The sequence below is a fragment of the Kitasatospora sp. NPDC058406 genome (genome assembly GCF_042722765.1).
In the GTDB taxonomy this organism is placed as follows: Bacteria; Actinomycetota; Actinomycetes; order Streptomycetales; family Streptomycetaceae; genus Kitasatospora.
This window is the reverse complement of sequence record NZ_JBHXKE010000182.1, coordinates 1-20228: the sequence shown is the minus strand read 5'-3', so window position 1 is coordinate 20228 and position 20228 is coordinate 1. Positions and strand designations below refer to the sequence as shown.

The 20228-nt window shown below is 75.9% G+C and carries 1 protein-coding gene; it reads left to right on the top strand.

The window, feature by feature from the left end; all coding sequences use genetic code 11:
- Positions 1–258 precede the first annotated feature (258 nt).
- Positions 259–20228, top strand: a 19970-nt coding sequence (locus ACFWOG_RS29095) for an SDR family NAD(P)-dependent oxidoreductase (protein WP_380361765.1), incomplete at its 3' end; no start/stop codon positions are given.

Here is a 20228-nt window from a genome sequence, read left to right as displayed (position 1 = left end):
GACGTGTCGCGGGCGGCCCCCCCCGGAACTCCGGGGGCGCGGCCCGCGCGCGTCCGGGGTCGGGCCCGCACCCCGGTCCCAGGGCACCCCGGTCCCCGGGCACCCCGGTCCCGGCAGGGGAGGGGTAGGGGTAGGCCGCCGCCCGGGAGGCGGCCTACGTTCGGCCCAGGCTGGCAGGAGTGCGGACACGCGCTTCGGCGGTCCCCCGCATCGCTTCCCCGCGCTCCGCGCGAACCGAACTTGGTGAGGCCTGAGTTGGTGGCTCAAGAGAAGCTCCTCGACTATCTCAAGCGGGTCACGGCGGATCTGCACCAGACCCGTGAGCGGCTCCACAAGGCTGAGTCCGCCGATCGGGAGCCGATCGCGATCGTGGCCATGAGCTGCCGCTACCCGGCCGGCGTCCGTAGCCCCGACGACCTGTGGCGGCTGGTGAACGCCGGCGCCGACGCCATCGGCCGCCCGCCCGCGGACCGCGGCTGGGACCTCGACGACGCCTACGACGAGGGCTCCGGGACCACCGACGGGCGGTCCTCCGAGGGCGGCTTCCTGGACGGGGCCGGCGAGTTCGACGCGGCGTTCTTCGACATCAGCCCGCGCGAGGCGCTGTCGATGGACCCGCAGCAGCGGCAGGTGCTCGAAGCGTCCTGGGAGGCCCTGGAGCGGGCGGGGGTGGACCCGACCACGCTGCGCGGCAGTCGTACCGGCGTGTTCATCGGCTCCAACACGCAGGACTACGTCCGGCTCATCGGCGGCAGCGTGCAGGCGGCCGAGGGCTTCCTGATCACGGGCACCACCGCGGCCGTCCTCTCCGGCCGGGTGTCCTACACGCTCGGCCTCGAAGGCCCCGCCGTCACGATCGACACCGCCTGCTCCTCGTCGCTGGTCGCCATCCACCTCGCCGCGCAGGCCCTGCGCGCCGACGAGTGCACGATGGCGCTGGCCGGCGGCGTGACCGTGATGGCCACCCCGGGCGCGTTCACCGAGTTCGGCCGCCAGCGCGGTCTGGCCGCCGACGGCCGCTGCAAGGCGTTCTCCGCCGAGGCCGACGGCATCGGGCTCTCCGAGGGCGTCGGCCTGCTGCTGCTGGAGCGGCTCTCCCGGGCCCGGCGGCTCGGCCACCCCGTCGTCGGCGTCATCCGGGGCAGCGCCGTCAACCAGGACGGCGCCAGCAACGGCATCGCCGCTCCCAACGGCCCCTCCCAGCAGCGCGTCATCCGGCAGGCGCTGGCCAACGCCGGGCTCTCGGTCGACGACGTCGACCTGATCGAGGCGCACGGCACCGGCACCCGGTTGGGCGACCCGATCGAGGCCCAGGCCGTGCTCGCCACCTACGGGCAGGACCGCACCGCCGGCCGCCCGGCCCGGCTGGGCTCGGTCAAGTCGAACATCGGCCACACCCAGGCCGCCGCGGGCGTCGCCGGTGTGATGAAGGCCGTGCTGGCGATGCGGCACGAGACCATGCCGAAGTCGCTGCACCTGGACGAGCCCAGCCCGCACGTCGACTGGGCGGCCGGTGACGTCGAACTGCTCACCGAGGCCCTCCCCTGGCCCCGCCGGGACACCCCCCGCCGGGCCGGTGTCTCCTCGTTCGGGGTCAGCGGCACCAACGTCCACATGATCATCGAGGAGCCGCCCGCGCCGACCGAGGCCGGGACCGACACGGACGGCGCGGACGACGCGGACGGGGCCGGCGCGGCCGCGGAGCAGCCGGCCCCGTCCGGGCCGGCCCCGCTGCTGCCGGCCCCCGTGGTGCTGTCCGCCCGGGACGCCGACGCCCTGCGCGCGCAGGCCCGGCAGCTCTACACCTTCGTCGAGGACCGGCCCCGGGTGCGGATCGCCGACCTGGGCCACGCCCTGGCGACCGGCCGCGCCGCGCTGGAGCACCGCGCCGTGCTGCTCGCCGACGACCGGGAGTCGCTCCTGAGCGGCCTCGCCGCCCTCGCCGTCGGCGAGCCCGGCTCCGGCCTGGTCACCGGCGAGCCGGCCGAGGGCAAGCTCGCCTTCCTCTTCACCGGCCAGGGCGCCCAGCGGACCGCCATGGGCCGCCGGCTCGCCGAGCGGTTCCCCCGGTACGCGGAGGCGTTCGACACCGTCGCCGCCGCCCTCGACCGCCACCTCGTCCGGCAGCCCGGGGACCTCCCGCTGCGGGACGTCCTCGACAGCGACCTCCTGCACCGGACCGGCTACGCCCAGCCGGCGCTGTTCGCCGTCGAGGTCGCCCTGCTGGAGACCGTCCGCGGCCTCGGCCTGGAGCCCGAGATCGTCGCCGGCCACTCGGTCGGCGAGATCGCCGCCGCCCACGCCGCCGGCGTGCTCTCCCTGGACGACGCCGCCGCCCTGGTCGTCGCCCGCGGCCGGCTGATGCAGGCGCTGCCGTCCGGCGGCGCCATGCTCGCCGTCCGCGCCACCGAGGACGCCGTCCGGGCGGCCGGCCCCGACGACCTCGACATCGCCGCCGTCAACGGTCCGTCCGCCGTCGTGCTCTCCGGCCCCGAGGCCGCGGTCGACCGGTTCGCCGAGAAGGCCCGCGCCGCCGGCTGGAAGACCAGCAGGCTCAACACCAGCCACGCGTTCCACTCCCGGCTCATGGAGCCGATGCTCGCCGAGTTCGGTGCGGTGGTCCGCGGCCTCGACTTCGCCGAACCCACCCTCGCGGCGGTGTCCGCCGTGACCGGCCGCCCGGTCGCCGTCGGCCAGTGGAGCGACCCGCAGTACTGGGTCGACCAGGTGCGCAGCCCCGTCCGCTTCGCCGACGCCGTCCGGGCGCTGGACGCCCTGGGCGCCGGCCGCTACCTGGAACTCGGCCCCGACACCGTGCTGGCCGCGATGGCCGCGGAGACGCTGCCGGAGGCCGGGGCGTGCGTCGCCGCGCTGCACCGGGACCGCGACGAGGTCACGGCGTTCCTCACCGCCCTGGCCAGGATCCACGCCGCGGGCTCCGCCGTGACCTGGTCGGCCCTGCACCCCGTGCGCCCCGCCGAGCCGCTCGACCTGCCCACCTACCCGTTCCGGCAGGAGCTGTACTGGCCCTCACCGGCCGACCTGGTCACCGTCGACGCCGCCGGACTGGGGCTGACCGCGACCGGGCACCCGCTGCTCGGCGCGGTGCTGACCCTCGCCGACGGCGACGGCAGCGTCTTCACCGGGCGGATCGCCGTCCAGACCCACCCCTGGCTCGCCGACCACGCCGTGCTCGGCACCGCCGTCCTGCCCGGCACCGCGATGGTCGAACTGGCGCTGCGGGCCGGCGAACAGGTCGACACGCCGGTGCTGGAGGAGCTCACCGTCCAGGCCGCGCTCACCGTCCCCGCGTCCGGGGGCGTCGCGCTGCAGGTCGTCACCGGCGCCGCCGACGAGAGCGGCCGGCGCACCGTCGGCGTCCACTCCCGCCGCGAGGACGCGCTGCCCGACGAGCCGTGGACGCTGCACGCCACCGGGTACCTCGCCCCCGCCGGCCCGCAGACCCCGCCGGACGACCTGGACGTCTGGCCGCCGGCCGGCGCCACCCGCCTGCCGGTCGACGGCTTCTACGAACGGCTGTCCGGCGCCGGCTTCGGCTACGGGCCGGCGTTCCAGGGCCTGACCGCCGCCTGGCGGCTCGGCGACGACGTCTACGCCGAGGTGACCCTGCCGGAGTCCGAGACCGGCCAGGCCGCCCGCTTCCAGCTCCACCCCGCCCTGCTGGACGCCGCGATGCACGGCGCGGCCCTCGCCGGGGCCGGCGCCGACGGCTCGGCCCGGATGGCGTTCGCCTTCACCGACCTCGCCGTGCACGCCGTCGGCGCCACCGCGCTGCGCGTCCGGCTCACCCCGTCCGGCACCGACCGGGTCGCGCTCCTCGCCGCGGACGGCACCGGTGCCCCCGTCGTGACCATCGGCTCGATGGTCATGCGGCCGGTCGCCGCCGGCCCGCTCGCGGTCGGGCCGCGCCAGGCACCCCGCTCGCTGTTCGGCGTCGACTGGGTCGAACGCCGGCTGGAGGAGACCCCGGCCCCGACCGGCTGGGCGGCCCTCGGAGCCGTCCGGGACACCGGCCTGCCGCTGGCCGGCCCGGACGCCCCGGCCGACCCGCCGGCCGTCCTGCTGCTGGACTGCCCGCCCGGGCACGCCGACCACGACGACCCGGCCGGTCCGGCCGCCCGCGTCCGCACCGCCACCCGGCGGGTGCTGGCCGCGCTCCAGGAGTGGATCGGCGACGAGCGGTACGCCGGGACCACGCTGGTCGTCACCACCACCGGCGCCGTCGCCGGCGGCCCCGGCGAGGAGCCCACCGACCTCGCGCACGCCGCCGTCTGGGGCCTGGTCCGCTCCGCCCAGTCCGAGTACCCGGCCAGGATCGTCCTGGCCGACGTCGACGGCAGCGCGGCGTCCTGGGCCGCCCTTCCCGCCCTGGTCTCCGCCGGTGACGTCCCGCAGGCCCTGGTCCGGGGCGGCGCCGTCGCCGCGCCCCGGCTGGCCCGCATCCTGCCCGACCCGGCGATGACCCCGCCCGACGCGCCCGCCTGGCGGCTGGAGAAGGCCGCCGGCGGCGACACCCTGGACCAGCTACGGCTGGTCGCCTGCCCCGCGCCCGAGAGTCCGCTGGAGCCGGGCATGGTGCGGGTCGCCGTCCGCGCCGCCGGCCTGAACTTCCGCGACGTGCTGATCGCCCTCGGCGTCCACCCCAGCGACAACCCGCTCGACCTCGGCAGCGAGGGCGCCGGCGTCGTCCTGGAGGTCGGCCCGGACGGGCCGGACCTCGCCCCGGGCGACCGGGTCATGGGCGCGTTCGCCGGGGGCTTCGGCCCGGTCGCGGTCACCGACGGGCGGCTCCTGGCCCGGATCCCGTCCGACTGGACGTTCGCCGAGGCCGCCGCCGTGCCGATGGCCTACCTCACCGCCTACTACGCGCTGGTCGACCTGGCCGACGTGCAACCCGGCGAGACCGTGCTGGTGCACGCCGGCGCCGGTGGCGTCGGCACCGCCGCGATCCAGATCGCCCGGCACCTCGGCGCCCGGGTCCTGGCCACCGCGAGCCCTGCCAAGTGGGACGCCCTGCGCGCCCTCGGCCTGCCCGACGAGGACATCGCCTCCTCCCGCACCACCGCGTTCGCCGCGGAGTTCGCCCGCGCCACCGGCGGCCGGGGCGCCGACGTCGTGCTCAACTCCCTGGCCAACGAGCTCATCGACGCGTCCCTGACCCTGCTGCCGGCCGGCGGCCGGTTCCTGGAGATGGGCAAGACCGACCTGCGCGACCCGGCCCTCCTCGCCGCCGACCACCCCGGCGTCCGCTACCGGCCGTTCGACCTCTTCGAGGCCGGCCCGGACCGGATCGGCGCGATGCTCACCGAGATCCTCGCGCTGTTCGACGCCGGCGAGCTGCGGCTGCCCCCGGTGCGCGCGTGGGACGTCCGGCAGGCCCGCGACGCGTTCCGCTTCGTCAGTCAGGCCAAGCACATCGGCAAGAACGTCCTGGTGATGCCCCGCCAGGCCCGCGAGAGCGGGACCACGGTCGTCACCGGCGCCACCGGCACGCTCGGCCGGCTGCTCGTCCGCCACCTCGTGCACACCCGGGGCGTCCGCGACCTGCTGCTGCTCAGCCGCAGCGGCACCGACGCGCCCGGCGCCGCCGACCTGTGGTCCGAGCTGACCGACGCCGGCGCGAGGGTCCGGCTGGTCCGCTGCGACGTCGCCGACCGCACCGACCTCGACCGGGTGCTCGACGGCGTGGACGTCCGTGCCGTCGTGCACGTCGCGGGCGTCCTGGACGACACCGTGCTCACCGCACTGACCCCCGACCGGCTCGACGCGGTGCTCCGCGCCAAGGTCGACGCGGTGGTCAACCTGCACGAGGCCACCGCCGGCGCCGACCTCGACGCGTTCGTCCTGTACTCCTCGGTCGCCGGCCTGTTCGGCACCCCGGGACAGGGCAACTACGCCGCCGCCAACGCGTTCCTCGACGCCTTCGCCGCCGCCCGCCGCAGCCGCGGCCTGCCCGGCACCTCGCTCGCCTGGGGCGCCTGGGACACCGACGCCGGCATGGCCCAGAACCTGTCGGAGGTCGACCGCCGGCGGCTCAGCCGCGGCGGCATCGCACCGCTGGCGGTCCCCGAGGCCCTCGGCCTGTTCGACACCGCCCTCGACTCCGAGCATCCGCTGCTGGTGCCGATCCGGATCGACCACACCGTGCTGCGCGCCCGCCAGGGCGACGCCGGCCTGCCCCCGCTGCTGCGCGGCATGGTCCGCGAGAACGTCCGGCGCGCCGCCACCGGCGCCACCGCCGCCTCCCTGCTCCAGCGCCTCGCCGAGCTGGCCCCCGCCGACCAGGACCGGCTGCTCCTCGACCTGGTCCGCACCCAGGTCGCCGCGGTGCTCGGCCACGGCTCCGGTGACGCCGTCCCGGCCGGCCGGGCCTTCAGCGAGCTGGGCTTCGACTCGCTGACCGCCGTCGAACTGCGCAACCGGCTCAACGCCGCCACCGCGCTGCGCCTGCCGGCGACGCTCACCTTCGACTACCCGACCCCGCAGGCGCTGGTCGCCTTCCTGCGCGGCGAACTGGTCGGCGCGCTGGCCGAGCAGGCCGTCCCGGCCACTGCCGTCACGTCCCGGCCCGCCGGGACCGACCTCGACGACCCCGTCGTCATCGTCGGCCTGGGCTGCCGCCTCCCCGGCGGGGCGGACACCCCCGAGGCGTTCTGGCGGCTGCTCGCCGACAGCCGGGACGGCGTCTCCGGCTTCCCCGACGACCGCGGCTGGGACCTCGACTCGCTCTACCACCCCGACCCGGACCACCCCGGCACCTCCTACGTCGACGAGGGCGGGTTCCTCGCCGGGGCCGGCCGGTTCGACGCCGGGTTCTTCGGCATCAGCCCGCGCGAGGCCGTCACCATGGACCCGCAGCAGCGACTGATGCTGGAGACCTCCTGGGAGGCGCTGGAGCGCGCCGGCATCGACCCGACCGCGCTGCGCGGCAGCCGGACCGGCGTGTTCGCCGGCGTCCTCTACAGCGACTACGGCACGCTGCTGCGCCAGGCCAGCGCCGGAGCCGAGGGCTACGCCGGGGCGGCCAGCGCCGGCAGCCTGGTCTCCGGCCGGGTCTCCTACACCTTCGGGTTCGAGGGCCCGGCGATCACCGTCGACACCGCCTGCTCCTCCTCCCTGGTCGCCCTGCACCTCGCCGCCCAGGCGCTGCGCTCCGGCGAGTGCGACCTCGCGTTGGCCGGTGGCGTCACCGTCATGGCGACCCCGGGCGCCTTCGTCGAGTTCAGCCGGCAGCGCGGCCTCGCCGCCGACGGCCGGTGCAAGGCCTTCGCCGCCGCCGGTGACGGCACCGGCTGGGGCGAGGGCGCGGGCGTCGCCCTGCTCGAACGGCTCTCCGACGCCCGCCGGGCCGGCCACCCGGTGCTCGCCGTGCTCCGCGGCAGCGCCGTCAACCAGGACGGTGCCAGCAACGGCATCACCGCGCCCAACGGCCCCTCCCAGCAGCGCGTCATCCGCCAGGCCCTCGCCACCGCCGGGCTGACCCCCGCCGGGGTCGACGCGGTCGAGGCCCACGGCACCGGCACCTCCCTCGGCGACCCGATCGAGGCCCAGGCCCTGCTGGCCACCTACGGCCAGGACCGGACCGGGGGCGTGCCGCTCTGGCTCGGCTCGGTCAAGTCGAACATCGGGCACACCCAGGCCGCGGCCGGCGTCGCCGGCGTCATCAAGATGGTGCTGGCCATGCACTACGGCGTGCTGCCCCGCACGCTGCACGTCGACCGGCCCTCCCCCCAGGTCGACTGGGCGGCCGGAGCGGTGGAGCTGCTCGCCGAGGGCCGTCCCTGGCCGCGCGCCGCGCACCCGCGCCGGGCCGGGGTCTCCTCGTTCGGCATCAGCGGCACCAACGCCCACATCATCCTCGAGGAGGCCCCCGCCGCCCAGGCGGAGGAGCCGCAGGCCGGCCGCCCGCTGCCCGTCGTACCGCTGGTGCTCTCCGGGCACGACGCCGCCGGCCTGGCGGGCCAGGCCGCCCGGATGCTGGACTTCCTCGACACGCGCCCCACCGCGCGGCTGCTGGACGTCGGCCACTCGCTGGCCGGCCGGGCGGCGCTGCCGCACCGGGCGGTGGTGCTGGCACGCACCGGCGACCAGACCGTGACGGAGCTGCTCGACCTCGCCGACGGCGTGCGGAGCGGAGGCGTCGCCGCCGAGGGCCGGCTGGCGGTGGTGTTCACCGGTCAGGGGTCGCAGCGGGTCGGGATGGGTCGCGGGTTGTACGACACCTTCCCGGTGTTCGCGACCGCCTATGACGAGGCGTGCGAGGCGCTGGGGCTGAGGCTGCACGGGCTGGACGCGGAGTCGCTGGACCGGACGGGTTCGGCGCAGCCGGCGATCTTCGCGGTGGAGGTGGCGCTGCTGGCGCTGGTCCGTTCGTGGGGTGTGACGCCGGATGTCGTGGCGGGTCACTCGGTGGGTGAGATCACGGCCGCGTACGCCGCCGGGGTCCTCTCCCTGGCGGATGCGGCGAAGCTGGTGGCGGCGCGGGGCCGGTTGATGCAGGCGCTGCCGTCGGGTGGGGCGATGCTGGCGGTCGGGGCGTCGGAGGCGAAGGTGTGCGGGGCGTTCCCGGACATCGACCTGGCTGCGGTCAACGGGCCGGCCGCGGTGGTCGTGTCGGGCGCCGAGGACGAGATCGTGCGGATCGCCGAACTCGCTGCCGAGCGGGGCTGGAAGACGTCGCGGCTGCGGACCAGTCACGCGTTCCACTCCCGGCTGATGGAGCCGATGCTCGACGAGTTCGCGGAGGTCGTCCGGAGCCTGCGGTTCGGTGCACCCCGCCTGGCCGCGGTCTCCACCGTCACGGGCGCCGCCGTCTCCGAGGGGGAGTGGTCGGACCCGGAGTACTGGGTCGACCAGGTCCGCCGCCCGGTCCGCTTCGCCGACGCCGTCACCGCCCTCGACGCCGACCGGGTCCTCGAACTCGGCCCCGACGGCGTCCTCACCGCACTCGTGCAGGACACCCGCCCCGAGCTGACCGCCGTCGCGGCCCTGCGCCGCGACCGCGAGGAGTCCGAGACGCTGCTCACCGCGCTCGGGCGGCTGTTCACGGTCGGCGTCGCGGTGGACTGGGCGGCGGTCTTCGCCGGTACCGGCGCGACCCGGCTCGAACTGCCCACCTACGCCTTCCAGCACGTCACCTACTGGCCCCGCCCGCGCCGCGGGCTGCACGTGACCGACCCGGCCGGCCTCGGCCTGGTCGGCACCGGCCACGCCCTGCTCGGCGCGGCGGTGGAACTGCCCGACTCGCCGACCACCGTGCTCACCGGCCGGCTCTCGGTGGCCACCCACCCCTGGCTGGCCGACCACGTCGTGCTCGACCGGGTCGTGGTGCCCGGTACCGCGCTGGTCGAGATGGCGCTGGCCGCCGGCGACCGGGCGGGCGCCCCGGCGCTGGAGGAACTGGTCCTGCGGACCCCGCTGACCCTGACGGCGGGCGGCGGCGTCCAGGTGCGCGTCACGGTCGCGGCCGGTGCGGACGACGGACGGCACCAGGTCACGCTGCACGCCCGTGCCGACGAGACCGAGCCGTGGACCGTCCACGCGACCGGTTCGCTCACCGCCCAGGGCGAGGAGCCGGCCGACCCCGGACTGGTCGTCTGGCCGCCGGCCGGAGCCGAGCCGGTACCGGTCGAGGACTTCTACCCGGCGCTGGCCGCCACCGGAATGGCCTACGGGCCCGCCTTCCGGGGCCTGCGCAAGGTCTGGCGGCACGGCACGGAGGTGCTGGCCGAGGTCGGCACCGAGGAGGCGGTCGCCGGATACGCGCTGCACCCGGCGCTCTTCGACGCCGCCCTGCACGCCGTCGGAGCCGGCGGGCTGCTGCCCGAGCACGGCGTCCGCCTGCCCTTCGAGTTCGCGGGCGTGCGGATCTCCGGCGAGGCCGGAACGGTCCTGCGGGTGCGGCTCACCCCCGGGACGCGCCCCGACAGCGTGCGGGTGGCACTGGCCGACGAGTCCGGCCTGCCGGTCGCCGAGGTCGAGCAGCTGACGCTCCGGCCGGTCTCCGGGGTCCAGCTCTCGGCCGCCGACCGGCTCCTCTACGGCGTGGAGTGGGTGCCGGAGGAGACCGAGGTGTCCGCGGAGCCCCGTGTCACGATCCCGCTCGGCGCCGCGCTGCCCGCCCCCGCCCCGGTGGTGACGGTCGACGCGACCGCGCCCGGCGCGGCGGGTGAGCGCGCAGCCGCCCTGCTCACCCTGCTGCAGACCTGGTTCGCCGACCCGGCCCGGGCCGACTCCCGGCTCGTCGTGCGGACGTCGGGCGCGGTCGGCGAGGAGATCACCGACGCCGACGGCGCCGCGCTGTGGGGTCTGGTGCGGTCGGCGCAGGCCGAACACCCGGACCGGCTCCATCTGGTGGACGCGGCCGAGGACGTGTTCTATCCGCTGCCGGAGGCCCTGGTCCGCGACGGCGTCGTCCGCGTGCCGCGCCTGGCCCGGATCCGGGCGTCGGGCACGGCGGACCTCGGCGACGGCCTCGTGGTCGTCACCGGTGCCACCGGCACCCTCGGGCGACTGCTCGTCCGGCACCTGCTGCAGACGCACGGCGTCCGTGACCTGCTGCTGCTCTCCCGGTCCGGCGGGGCCGCCGACCCCGACCTCGACCTCGACGGCGTGACCGTACGGTCGGCCGCGTGCGACCTGGCCGACGCCGACGCCGTCGCCGAGGTCCTGCGGGACGAGCCGGTCACCGCGGTGATCCACGCCGCCGGCGTGCTCGACGACGCGCTCCTCGCCGACCTCACCCCGGAGCGGCTGCGGACGGTGTTCCGCGCCAAGGTGGACGCCGCCGCCAACCTGCGCGCCGCCACGGCCGACCGGCCCCTGACGGCGTTCGTGCTGTACTCCTCGGCCGCCGGCCTGTTCGGCGGTCCCGGCCAGGCCAACTACGCCGCCGCCAACGCCTTCCTGGACGCCTACGCCGCCGAACTGCGGTCGCAGGGCGTCCCGGCCACCTCGCTCGCCTGGGGCCTGTGGGACGCCGGGATGGGCAGCGGGCTCAGCGACGCCGAACGCGCGAGGGCCCGGCAGGGCGGCATCGTGCCGCTCGGTGCCGAGCAGGGCCTCGCCGCGTTCGACGCCGCGCTGGCCGCCGACCGCGCGGCCGTCGTGCCGCTCGGGCTCGACCTGGCCGCGCTGCGGACCCGGCCCTGGGTGCCGCCGCTGCTGCGCGGGCTGGTGCCGGCGCCGGGACGGCCCGCGGCGGCCACGGCGGGCGGCGGGTTTGCCGCCCGCCTGGCCGGGCTGGCGGAGGCCGAACGCGAGCGGGTCGGCCTCGACCTGGTCCGCACACACGTGGCCGCGGTCCTCGGCCACGCCGACGGGTCGGCGGTCGCCGCGGACCTGCCGTTCAGCGAGCTGGGCTTCGACTCGCTGACCGCCGTCGAACTGCGCAACCGGCTCAACGCGGTGACCGGACTGCGGCTCTCCTCCACGCTGGTCTTCGACTACCCGAACGTCGTCGCACTCGCCGCGTACCTGGCCGACGAACTCGCCGGGGCGGTCGCGGCGGCGGCCCCGGTGGTGACCGCCGCGGTCGCCTCGGACGAGCCGATCGCGATCGTGGGGATGGCGTGCCGGTTCCCCGGGGGCGTCGCGTCGCCGGAGGACCTGTGGGAGCTGGTGGCGTCCGGGCGGGACGGGATCGGGTTCTTCCCCGAGGACCGTGGCTGGGACGTGGAGAACCTGTACCACCCCGACCCGGACCACCCCGGTACGTCGTACACGCGGGAGGGTGGATTCCTCTACAGCGCGGGGGACTTCGATCCGGAGGTGTTCGGGATCTCGCCGCGCGAGGCGCTGGCGATGGACCCGCAGCACCGGCTGCTGCTGGAGACGTCGTGGGAGGCGTTCGAGCGGGCGGGTATCGACCCGCTGGGGCTGCGTGGTTCGCGGACCGGAGTGTTCGCCGGTGTCATGTACAACGACTACTCGATGGTGCTGGGGGCCTCGGACGACAGTGCCGAGGGCTTCATGGGCACCGGCGGGAGCATCGCGTCGGGCCGGGTGTCGTACACCTTCGGCCTGGAGGGCCCGGCGGTCACCGTCGACACGGCGTGCTCGTCCTCGCTGGTCGCTCTGCACCTCGCGGTGCAGGCGCTGCGCAGCGGGGAGTGTGACGCGGCGCTGGCCGGCGGCGTGACCGTCATGGGTACCCCGAACACCTTCGTCGGGTTCTCGCGGCAGCGCGGTCTCGCGGCCGACGGCCGGTGCAAGTCCTTCGCGGACGGCGCCGACGGCACCGGCTGGGGCGAGGGTGTCGGCATGCTGCTCGTGGAGCGGCTGGCCGATGCCGAGCGCCTGGGCCACCCGGTCCTGGCGGTGGTGCGGGGCAGTGCGGTGAACCAGGACGGTGCGTCCAACGGTCTGACCGCGCCGAACGGTCCGTCGCAGCAGCGGGTGATCCGCCAGGCGCTGGCCAACGCACGGCTCGACGCCGGCGACGTCGACGTGGTGGAGGCCCACGGGACGGGCACGCCGCTGGGCGACCCGATCGAGGCCCAGGCCCTCCTGGCGACCTACGGGCGCGACCGCTCCGGCGAGCCGCTGTGGCTGGGTTCGGTGAAGTCGAACCTCGGGCACACCCAGGCGGCGGCCGGTGTCGCGGGCATCATCAAGATGGTGGAGTCGATGCGGCACGGCGTGCTGCCCGGCACGCTGCACGTGGACGAGCCGTCCTCGCAGGTGGACTGGTCCGCCGGTGCGGTGGAGCTGCTGACCGAGGCCCGCGACTGGCCCGCGACCGGCCGGCCGCGCCGGGCCGGGGTGTCCTCGTTCGGCATCAGCGGCACCAACGCCCACGTCATCCTCGAAGGCGTGCCGCTCACCGAACCGGCCACCGGGTCGGACGAGTTGCCGCTGCGTGCACGGCCGGCGGCCCCCGTCGTCCTCACCGCCGCCGACGAGGCCGGGCTGCGTGCCCAGGCCGAACAGCTCTACGGACTGGACGCACCGGTCACGGGCCTGGCCCGGGCGCTGACCCGGCGCGCGGCGCTGCGGCACCGCGCGGTCGTCGTGGCCGCCGACCAGGCTGCCCTGGACGAGGGCCTGGCGGCGGTGGCCGCCGGATCCCACCCGCTGACCGGGGTCGCCGGGCACGGCCGACTGGCGGTGGTGTTCACCGGCCAGGGGTCCCAGCGGGTCGGTATGGGCCGGGAGTTGTACGAGGCGTTCCCGGTGTTCGCCGCGTCCTTCGACGAGGTGGGCGCCGCGCTCGGCCTCCCGCTGCACGAGGTCCTGGAGGACCGGGAACGGCTGGACCTGACCGGCTGGGCGCAGCCGGCGATCTTCGCGGTCGAGGTGGCGCTGCTGGCGTTGGTCCGCTCGTGGGGTGTCACGCCGGATGTCGTGGCCGGTCACTCGGTCGGTGAGATCACGGCCGCGTACGCCGCCGGGGTCCTCACGCTGAAGGATGCGGCGAAGCTGGTGGCGGCGCGGGGCCGGCTGATGCAGGCGCTGCCGGCCGGCGGCGCGATGCTGGCCGTCGGGGCGTCGGAGGGCGAGGTGCGGGAGGCGTTCCCGGACATCGACCTCGCGGCGGTCAACGGGCCGGACGCGGTGGTCGTCTCCGGTGCCGAGGACGACATCGTGGCGATCGCCGAGCTGGTGACCGAGCGGGGCTGGAAGACCAACCGCCTGCGGACCAGCCACGCGTTCCACTCCCGGCTGATGGAGCCGATGCTGGCGGAGTTCCGCACGGTCGTGGAGACGATCGGCCTCGTCGACCCGGTACTTCCCGCCGTCTCGACCGTGACCGGCACTCCGGTGACGCCCGGTCAGTGGTCGGACCCCGAGTACTGGGTCGACCAAGTCCGCCGCCCGGTCCGCTTCGCCGACGCGGCCGTGGCCCTGGGCGCGGACCGGATCCTGGAACTCGGCCCGGACAGCGTGCTCGCCGTCCTGGCGGGCGTGCTCTGCCCGGACGCCGTGGCGGTGGCCGGACTGCGCAGGGACCGGGACGAGCCCGCCGTGCTGCTGACAGCGCTGGCCGAGCTGTACGTACGGGGCCAGCGGGTCGACTGGCCCGCCGTGTTCGACGGCACCGGCGCCCCCCGGGTCGAGCTGCCCACCTACCCCTTCCAGCGCCGGCGCTACTGGCCCCGGCCGCGGACCGGCGCGAGCCGCGACGCGATCGGCCTCGGGCTGGCCGAGACCGGCCACCCGCTGCTCGGAGCGGCCGTCGAGGCCCCCGACGCGGCGACGACGCTGCTCACCGGCCTGCTGTCGTTGCGCACCCACCCGTGGCTGGCCGACCACGTCGTGCAGGGCAGCCCGCTGGTACCGGGGACCGCGCTGGCCGAGATGGCCCGCGCAGCCGGCGAGCGAGCCGGTGCCCCGGTCGTGGAGGAACTGCTGCTGCAGGCTCCGCTGCCGCTGCCCGAGCGCGGTGGTGTCCAGCTCCGCGCCACCGTCGCCGCGCCCGACGCCGACGGCCGGCGCGCGCTGTCGGTGCACGCCCGCGCCGAGGACGACGACCCCTGGACGACGCACGCCACCGGCGTGCTGGCCGCCGCGGACGAGCGGTCGCCCGCCGAGGTGGACCTGGTCTCCTGGCCGCCGACCGGCGCCGACCCGCTGGACCTCTCCGGTTTCTACCCGGAGACAGCGGCCGGCGGGCTCGCCTACGGCCCCGCGTTCCAGGGCCTCAAGGGCGTCTGGAAGCGCGGTGAGGAGGTGTTCGCCGAGGTCGAGCTCGATCACGCGACCGCCGGGTACGCGCTGCACCCGGCACTGTTCGACGCGGTCCTGCACGCGATCGCCGCCGGCGGCCTGTTCACCGACGGCGACGTCCGGCTCCCGTTCGCCGTCACCGGCTTCCGGTCCTTCGGGCCGGCCGGTACGCGGCTTCGGGCGCACCTGACCCTGGCCGGAGGCGCCGACACCGTACGGCTGCTGCTCGCCGACGCGTCCGGCACACCGGTCGCCGAGGTCGACGGCCTGGTGCTGCGCCCGGTCTCGTCCGTCCGCCCGGGAGCTGCTGCGGCCGAGCGGCTGCTCTACGCGGTGGAGTGGGCCGCGCAGGAGGTGGCGGGTGAGGTGCCGGGTGCGGTGATCCGTCTCGGTGACGCGCTGCCGTCGCCGGTGCCGGTGCTGTTGGTGGATGCGACGGCGGCGGGTGCGGCCCGGGAGCGGGCGGCCCGGTTGCTGGTGCTGCTCCAGTCGTGGCTGGCCGACGCGGCGTGGTCCGAATCGCGCCTGGTGGTGCGGACGTTCGGTGCGGAAGGCGCGGAGATCACCGACGCCGATGGTGCCGCGTTGTGGGGTCTGGTGCGGTCGGCGCAGGCCGAGCATCCGGACCGGCTCCACTTGGTGGACGCGGCTGAGGACGTGTTCTATCCGCTGCCGCAGGCGCTGGTGCGCGAGGGCGTGGTGTCCGCGCCGCGTCTGGTGCGGGTGACGGGCTCCGCGTCCGCGCCGGTGGAGTTCGGCGACGGCACGGTGGTGGTGACGGGTGCGACCGGCACGCTCGGTGCCCTGGTAGCCCGGCACCTGGTCGAGAACCACGGTGTCCGTGACCTGCTGTTGCTGTCCCGCTCCGGTGGGGATGCCGGACTCGTCGAGGAGCTCGCTTCGGCGAAGGTGCGGGCGGTGGCCTGTGACGTGGCCGATGCCGGGGCGGTGGCCGAGGCGTTGCGGGGCGAGCCGGTGACCGCGGTGATCCACGCCGCCGGTGTGCTGGACGACGCCCTCCTCGCCGATCTGACGCCCGAGCGCCTCGACACGGTGCTGCGCTCCAAGGTCGACGCCGCGCGCAACCTCGCCGCCGCGACGGAGGGCCGGACGCTCAGCGCCTTCGTCCTCTACTCCTCGGCGGCCGGTCTGTTCGGCAACGCCGGCCAGGCCAACTACTCCGCGGCCAACACGTTCCTGGACGCCTACGCGACCGAGCTGCGGTCGCAGGGCGTACCGGCGACGTCGCTGGCCTGGGGCCTGTGGGACGCGGGTATGGCCGGCGGGCTCAGCGAAGCCGAGCTGGCCCGGGCCCGGCAGGGCGGCATCCTGCCGCTGACCGCCGAGCAGGGGCTCGCGGCCTTCGACGCCGCGCTGGGTACGGGCCGGGCGGCCGTCGCGCCGCTGGCGCTCGACACGGCCCCGCTGCGCGAGGCCGCCGCGGCCGGGTTGTTGCCCCCGCTGCTGGCGAGCCTGGTCCGGGTGCCGGTCCGCAAGCGGGCCGACACCGCCCTGGGCCTACGGCTGGCCGGCCTGCCGGCGCCGCAGCGCGATCGGGCGGTGCTCGACCTGGTCCGGACCCACGTGGCCGCGGTTCTCGACTACGCGGGCCCGGAGGCGGTCGAGGTCGAACGCGCCTTCAGCGAGCTGGGCTTCGACTCGCTCATCGCGGTCGACCTGCGCAACCGCCTGATGGCCGTGACCGGCCTGCGACTGCCGTCCACGCTGGTCTTCGACTACCCGAACACGCTCGCCCTGGCAGCGCACCTCGGTGCCGAACTCGCCGGAGCGGTCGAACGGGCCGACGCCGTCGCCCCGGCGGGCGCGACGGGCCGGACGGTCCGTGCGCTCCGTGCCGACGAGCCGATCGCGATCGTGGGGATGGCGTGCCGTTACCCCGGGGGCGTCGCGTCGCCGGAGGACCTGTGGGAGCTGGTGGCGTCCGGGCGGGACGGGATCGGGTTCTTCCCCGAGGACCGTGGTTGGGACGTGGAGAACCTGTACCACCCGGACCCCGATCACCCGGGTACCTCGTACACGCGGGAGGGTGGATTCCTCTACAGCGCGGGGGACTTCGACCCGGAGGTGTTCGGGATCTCGCCGCGCGAGGCGCTGGCGATGGACCCGCAGCACCGGCTGCTGCTGGAGACGTCGTGGGAGGCGTTCGAGCGGGCCGGGATCGACCCGCTGGGCCTGCGCGGTTCGCGGACCGGCGTGTTCGCGGGCGTGATGTACAACGACTACTCGATGGTGCTGGGGGCCTCGGACGACAGCGCCGAGGGCTTCATGGGCACTGGCGGGAGCATCGCGTCGGGCCGCGTGTCGTACACCTTCGGTCTGGAGGGCCCGGCGGTCACCGTCGACACGGCGTGCTCGTCCTCGCTGGTCGCTCTGCACCTCGCGGTGCAGGCGCTGCGCAGCGGGGAGTGTGACGCGGCGCTGGCGGGTGGTGTCACCGTGATGGCGACGCCGAACACCTTTGTCGGGTTCTCGCGGCAGCGGGGCCTCGCCGCTGACGGCCGGTGCAAGTCCTTCGCCGAGGGCGCGGACGGCACCGGGTGGAGCGAGGGTGTCGGCATGCTGCTGGTCGAGCGGCTGGCCGATGCCGAGCGTCTGGGTCACCCGGTTCTCGCGGTGGTGCGGGGCAGTGCGGTGAACCAGGACGGTGCGTCCAATGGTCTGACGGCGCCGAACGGTCCGTCGCAGCAGCGGGTGATCCGGCAGGCGTTGGAGTCGGCGGGTCTGTCGGCGCGGGACGTGGACGCGGTGGAGGCGCACGGGACGGGCACCTCGCTCGGTGACCCGATCGAGGCCCAGGCGCTCCTCGCCACCTACGGCCAGGACCGTGCGGAGAACGAGCCGCTGTGGCTGGGTTCGGTGAAGTCGAACCTCGGTCACACGCAGGCGGCGGCCGGTGTCGCGGGCATCATCAAGATGGTGGAGTCGATGCGGCACGGCGTGCTGCCCGGCACGCTGCACGTGGACGCGCCGTCGTCCCAGGTGGACTGGTCCGCCGGTGCGGTGGAGTTGCTGACCGAGGCCCGCGACTGGCCCGCGACCGACCGGCCGCGCCGGGCCGGGGTGTCCTCGTTCGGCATCAGCGGCACCAACGCCCACGTCATCCTCGAAGCCGCGGCTCCGAGTTCCCCGGCCGCCGCGTCGGGTCGGAGCCTTCCGGTGACCCCGATCGTGCTCAGCGCGGCGGACCCGGACGCGCTGCACGCCTACGCCGCCCGCCTGCGCACCGCCGACACGGCGGACCTGTCGCTGGACCGGGTGGGCCGGGCCCTCGCCGGTCGAGCGGCCCTCAGGCACCGCGCCCTGCTCCTCGCCACCGACCACCCCGCGCTCGACCGCGCGTTGGCCGGCGTCGGTTCGGGCGACGAACCCGGGGCCGGGACGCGGTTCGGGGAGGCGCACCGCGCCGCTCTGGCGGTGGTGTTCACCGGTCAGGGGTCCCAGCGGGTCGGTATGGGACGGGAGTTGTACGAGGCGTTCCCGGTGTTCGCCGCGTCCTTCGACGAGGTGTGCGCCGCGCTCGGCCTCCCGCTGCACGAGGTCCTGGAGGACCGGGAACGGCTGGACCGGACGGAGTGGGCGCAGCCGGCGATCTTCGCGGTCGAGGTGGCGCTGCTCGCCCTCGTCCGTTCCTGGGGCGTGGAGCCGGACGTCGTCGCCGGTCACTCGGTCGGTGAGATCACCGCCGCCCACGCCGCCGGGGTCCTCACCCTGGCCGACGCGGCGAAGCTCGTCGCCGCCCGGGGCCGGCTGATGCAGGCCCTCCCGGCGGGCGGGGCGATGCTGGCCGTCGGGGCCTCGGAGGCCGAGGTGCGCCAGGCGGACCCGGTCATCGACATCGCGGCGGTCAACGGCCCGGACGCCGTGGTCGTGTCGGGCGCCGAGGACGACATCGCGCGGATCGCCGGACTCGCGGCGGACCGGAGCTGGAAGACCAACCGCCTGCGGACCAGCCACGCGTTCCACTCCCGCCTGATGGAGCCGATGCTCGACGAGTTCCGCACGATCGTCGGGACGCTCGGCTTCGCCGACCCGGCGGTCCCCGCGGTCTCCACGGTGACCGGCGCCGCGGTGGCACCCGGCCAGTGGTCGGACCCGGAGTACTGGGTCCGGCAGGTCCGCGAGCCGGTCCGCTTCGCCGACGCCGTCACCGCTCTCGACGCCGGCCGTGTGCTCGAACTGGGCCCGGACGGCGTCCTCACCGCGCTGATCGGCGACCTGCGTCCGGAGCTGACCTCCGTCGCCGCGCTGCGCCGTGACCGGGACGAGGTCATGGCGCTGCTCACGGCAGTCGGGGCGCTGTTCGTGGAGGGCCAGGACGTCGACTGGGGCTCGGTGCTCGGCACCGGCCCGCGCGCCGACCTGCCCACCTACGCCTTCCGGCACCGCCGGTACTGGCCGCGGCCCCGGACCGGTTCCACCGGTGACGCCGTCGGCCTCGGCCTCGTCGGCACCGGGCACCAGCTGGTCGGCGCCGCGGTCGAACTTCCCTCCGGTGACAGTGTCTTCACCGGAAGGCTCTCGACCCGTACGCACCCGTGGCTGGCCGACCATGCGGTCTCCGGCCGTACGGTCGTCCCGGGCACGGCACTGGTGGAGATGGCGCTCGCCGCCGGGGAGCAGGCCGGGCTCCCGGTGCTGGACGAACTGCTGCTCCAGGCCCCGCTGACCTTCGGGGGCCAGGACGGGGCCCAGGTCCGGGTCACCCTGGCCGCGCCCGAGGACGGCCGCAGCGCGGTGACGATCCACTCCCGGCACGAGGACGACGCCGCGTGGGTGCTCAACGCCGAGGGTGCGCTGAGCGACGCCGCCGAGCCGTTCCCGGACACCGCCGCCGCGGCGGCGGTCTGGCCGCCGGCGGGCGCGGACGAGATCGACGTCGCCGGCTTCTACCCGGCGGCGGCAGCCGCCGGGCTGGAGTACGGGCCGGCGTTCCAGGGTCTGAAGGGCGTCTGGAAGCGCGGCGAGGAGGTGTTCGCCGAGGTCGAGCTCGATCACGCGACCGCCGGGTACGCGCTGCACCCGGCACTGTTCGACGCGGCGTTGCACGCGATCGGCGCGGGTGGCGCGCTCCCGGTCGACGGCGGTGTCCGGTTGCCGTTCGGCTTCTCCGGGGTCCGGGTCGCGGGCCCGGCCGGGACGAGCCTCCGGGTCGAGATCGCTCCCGCGCCCGGTACCGACACGGTCCGGCTCACGTTCACCGATTCGTCGGGTGGTCCGGTCGCGGCCGTGGAGAGCCTCGTGCTGCGTCCGGTCGCGGCCGGTCAGTTCGGCGGCCTCGCCGACCGACTGCTGTTCGGTGTGGAGTGGGCCTCGCAGGAGGTGGCGGCCGAGGTGCCGGGTGCGGTGATCCGTCTCGGTGACGCGTTGCCGTCGCCGGTGCCGGTGCTGTTGGTGGATGCGACGGCGGCGGGTGCGGCCCGGGACCGGGCTGCCGCGTTGCTGGTGCTGCTCCAGTCGTGGCTGGCCGACGCGGCGTGGTCCGAATCGCGCCTGGTGGTGCGGACGTTCGGTGCGGAAGG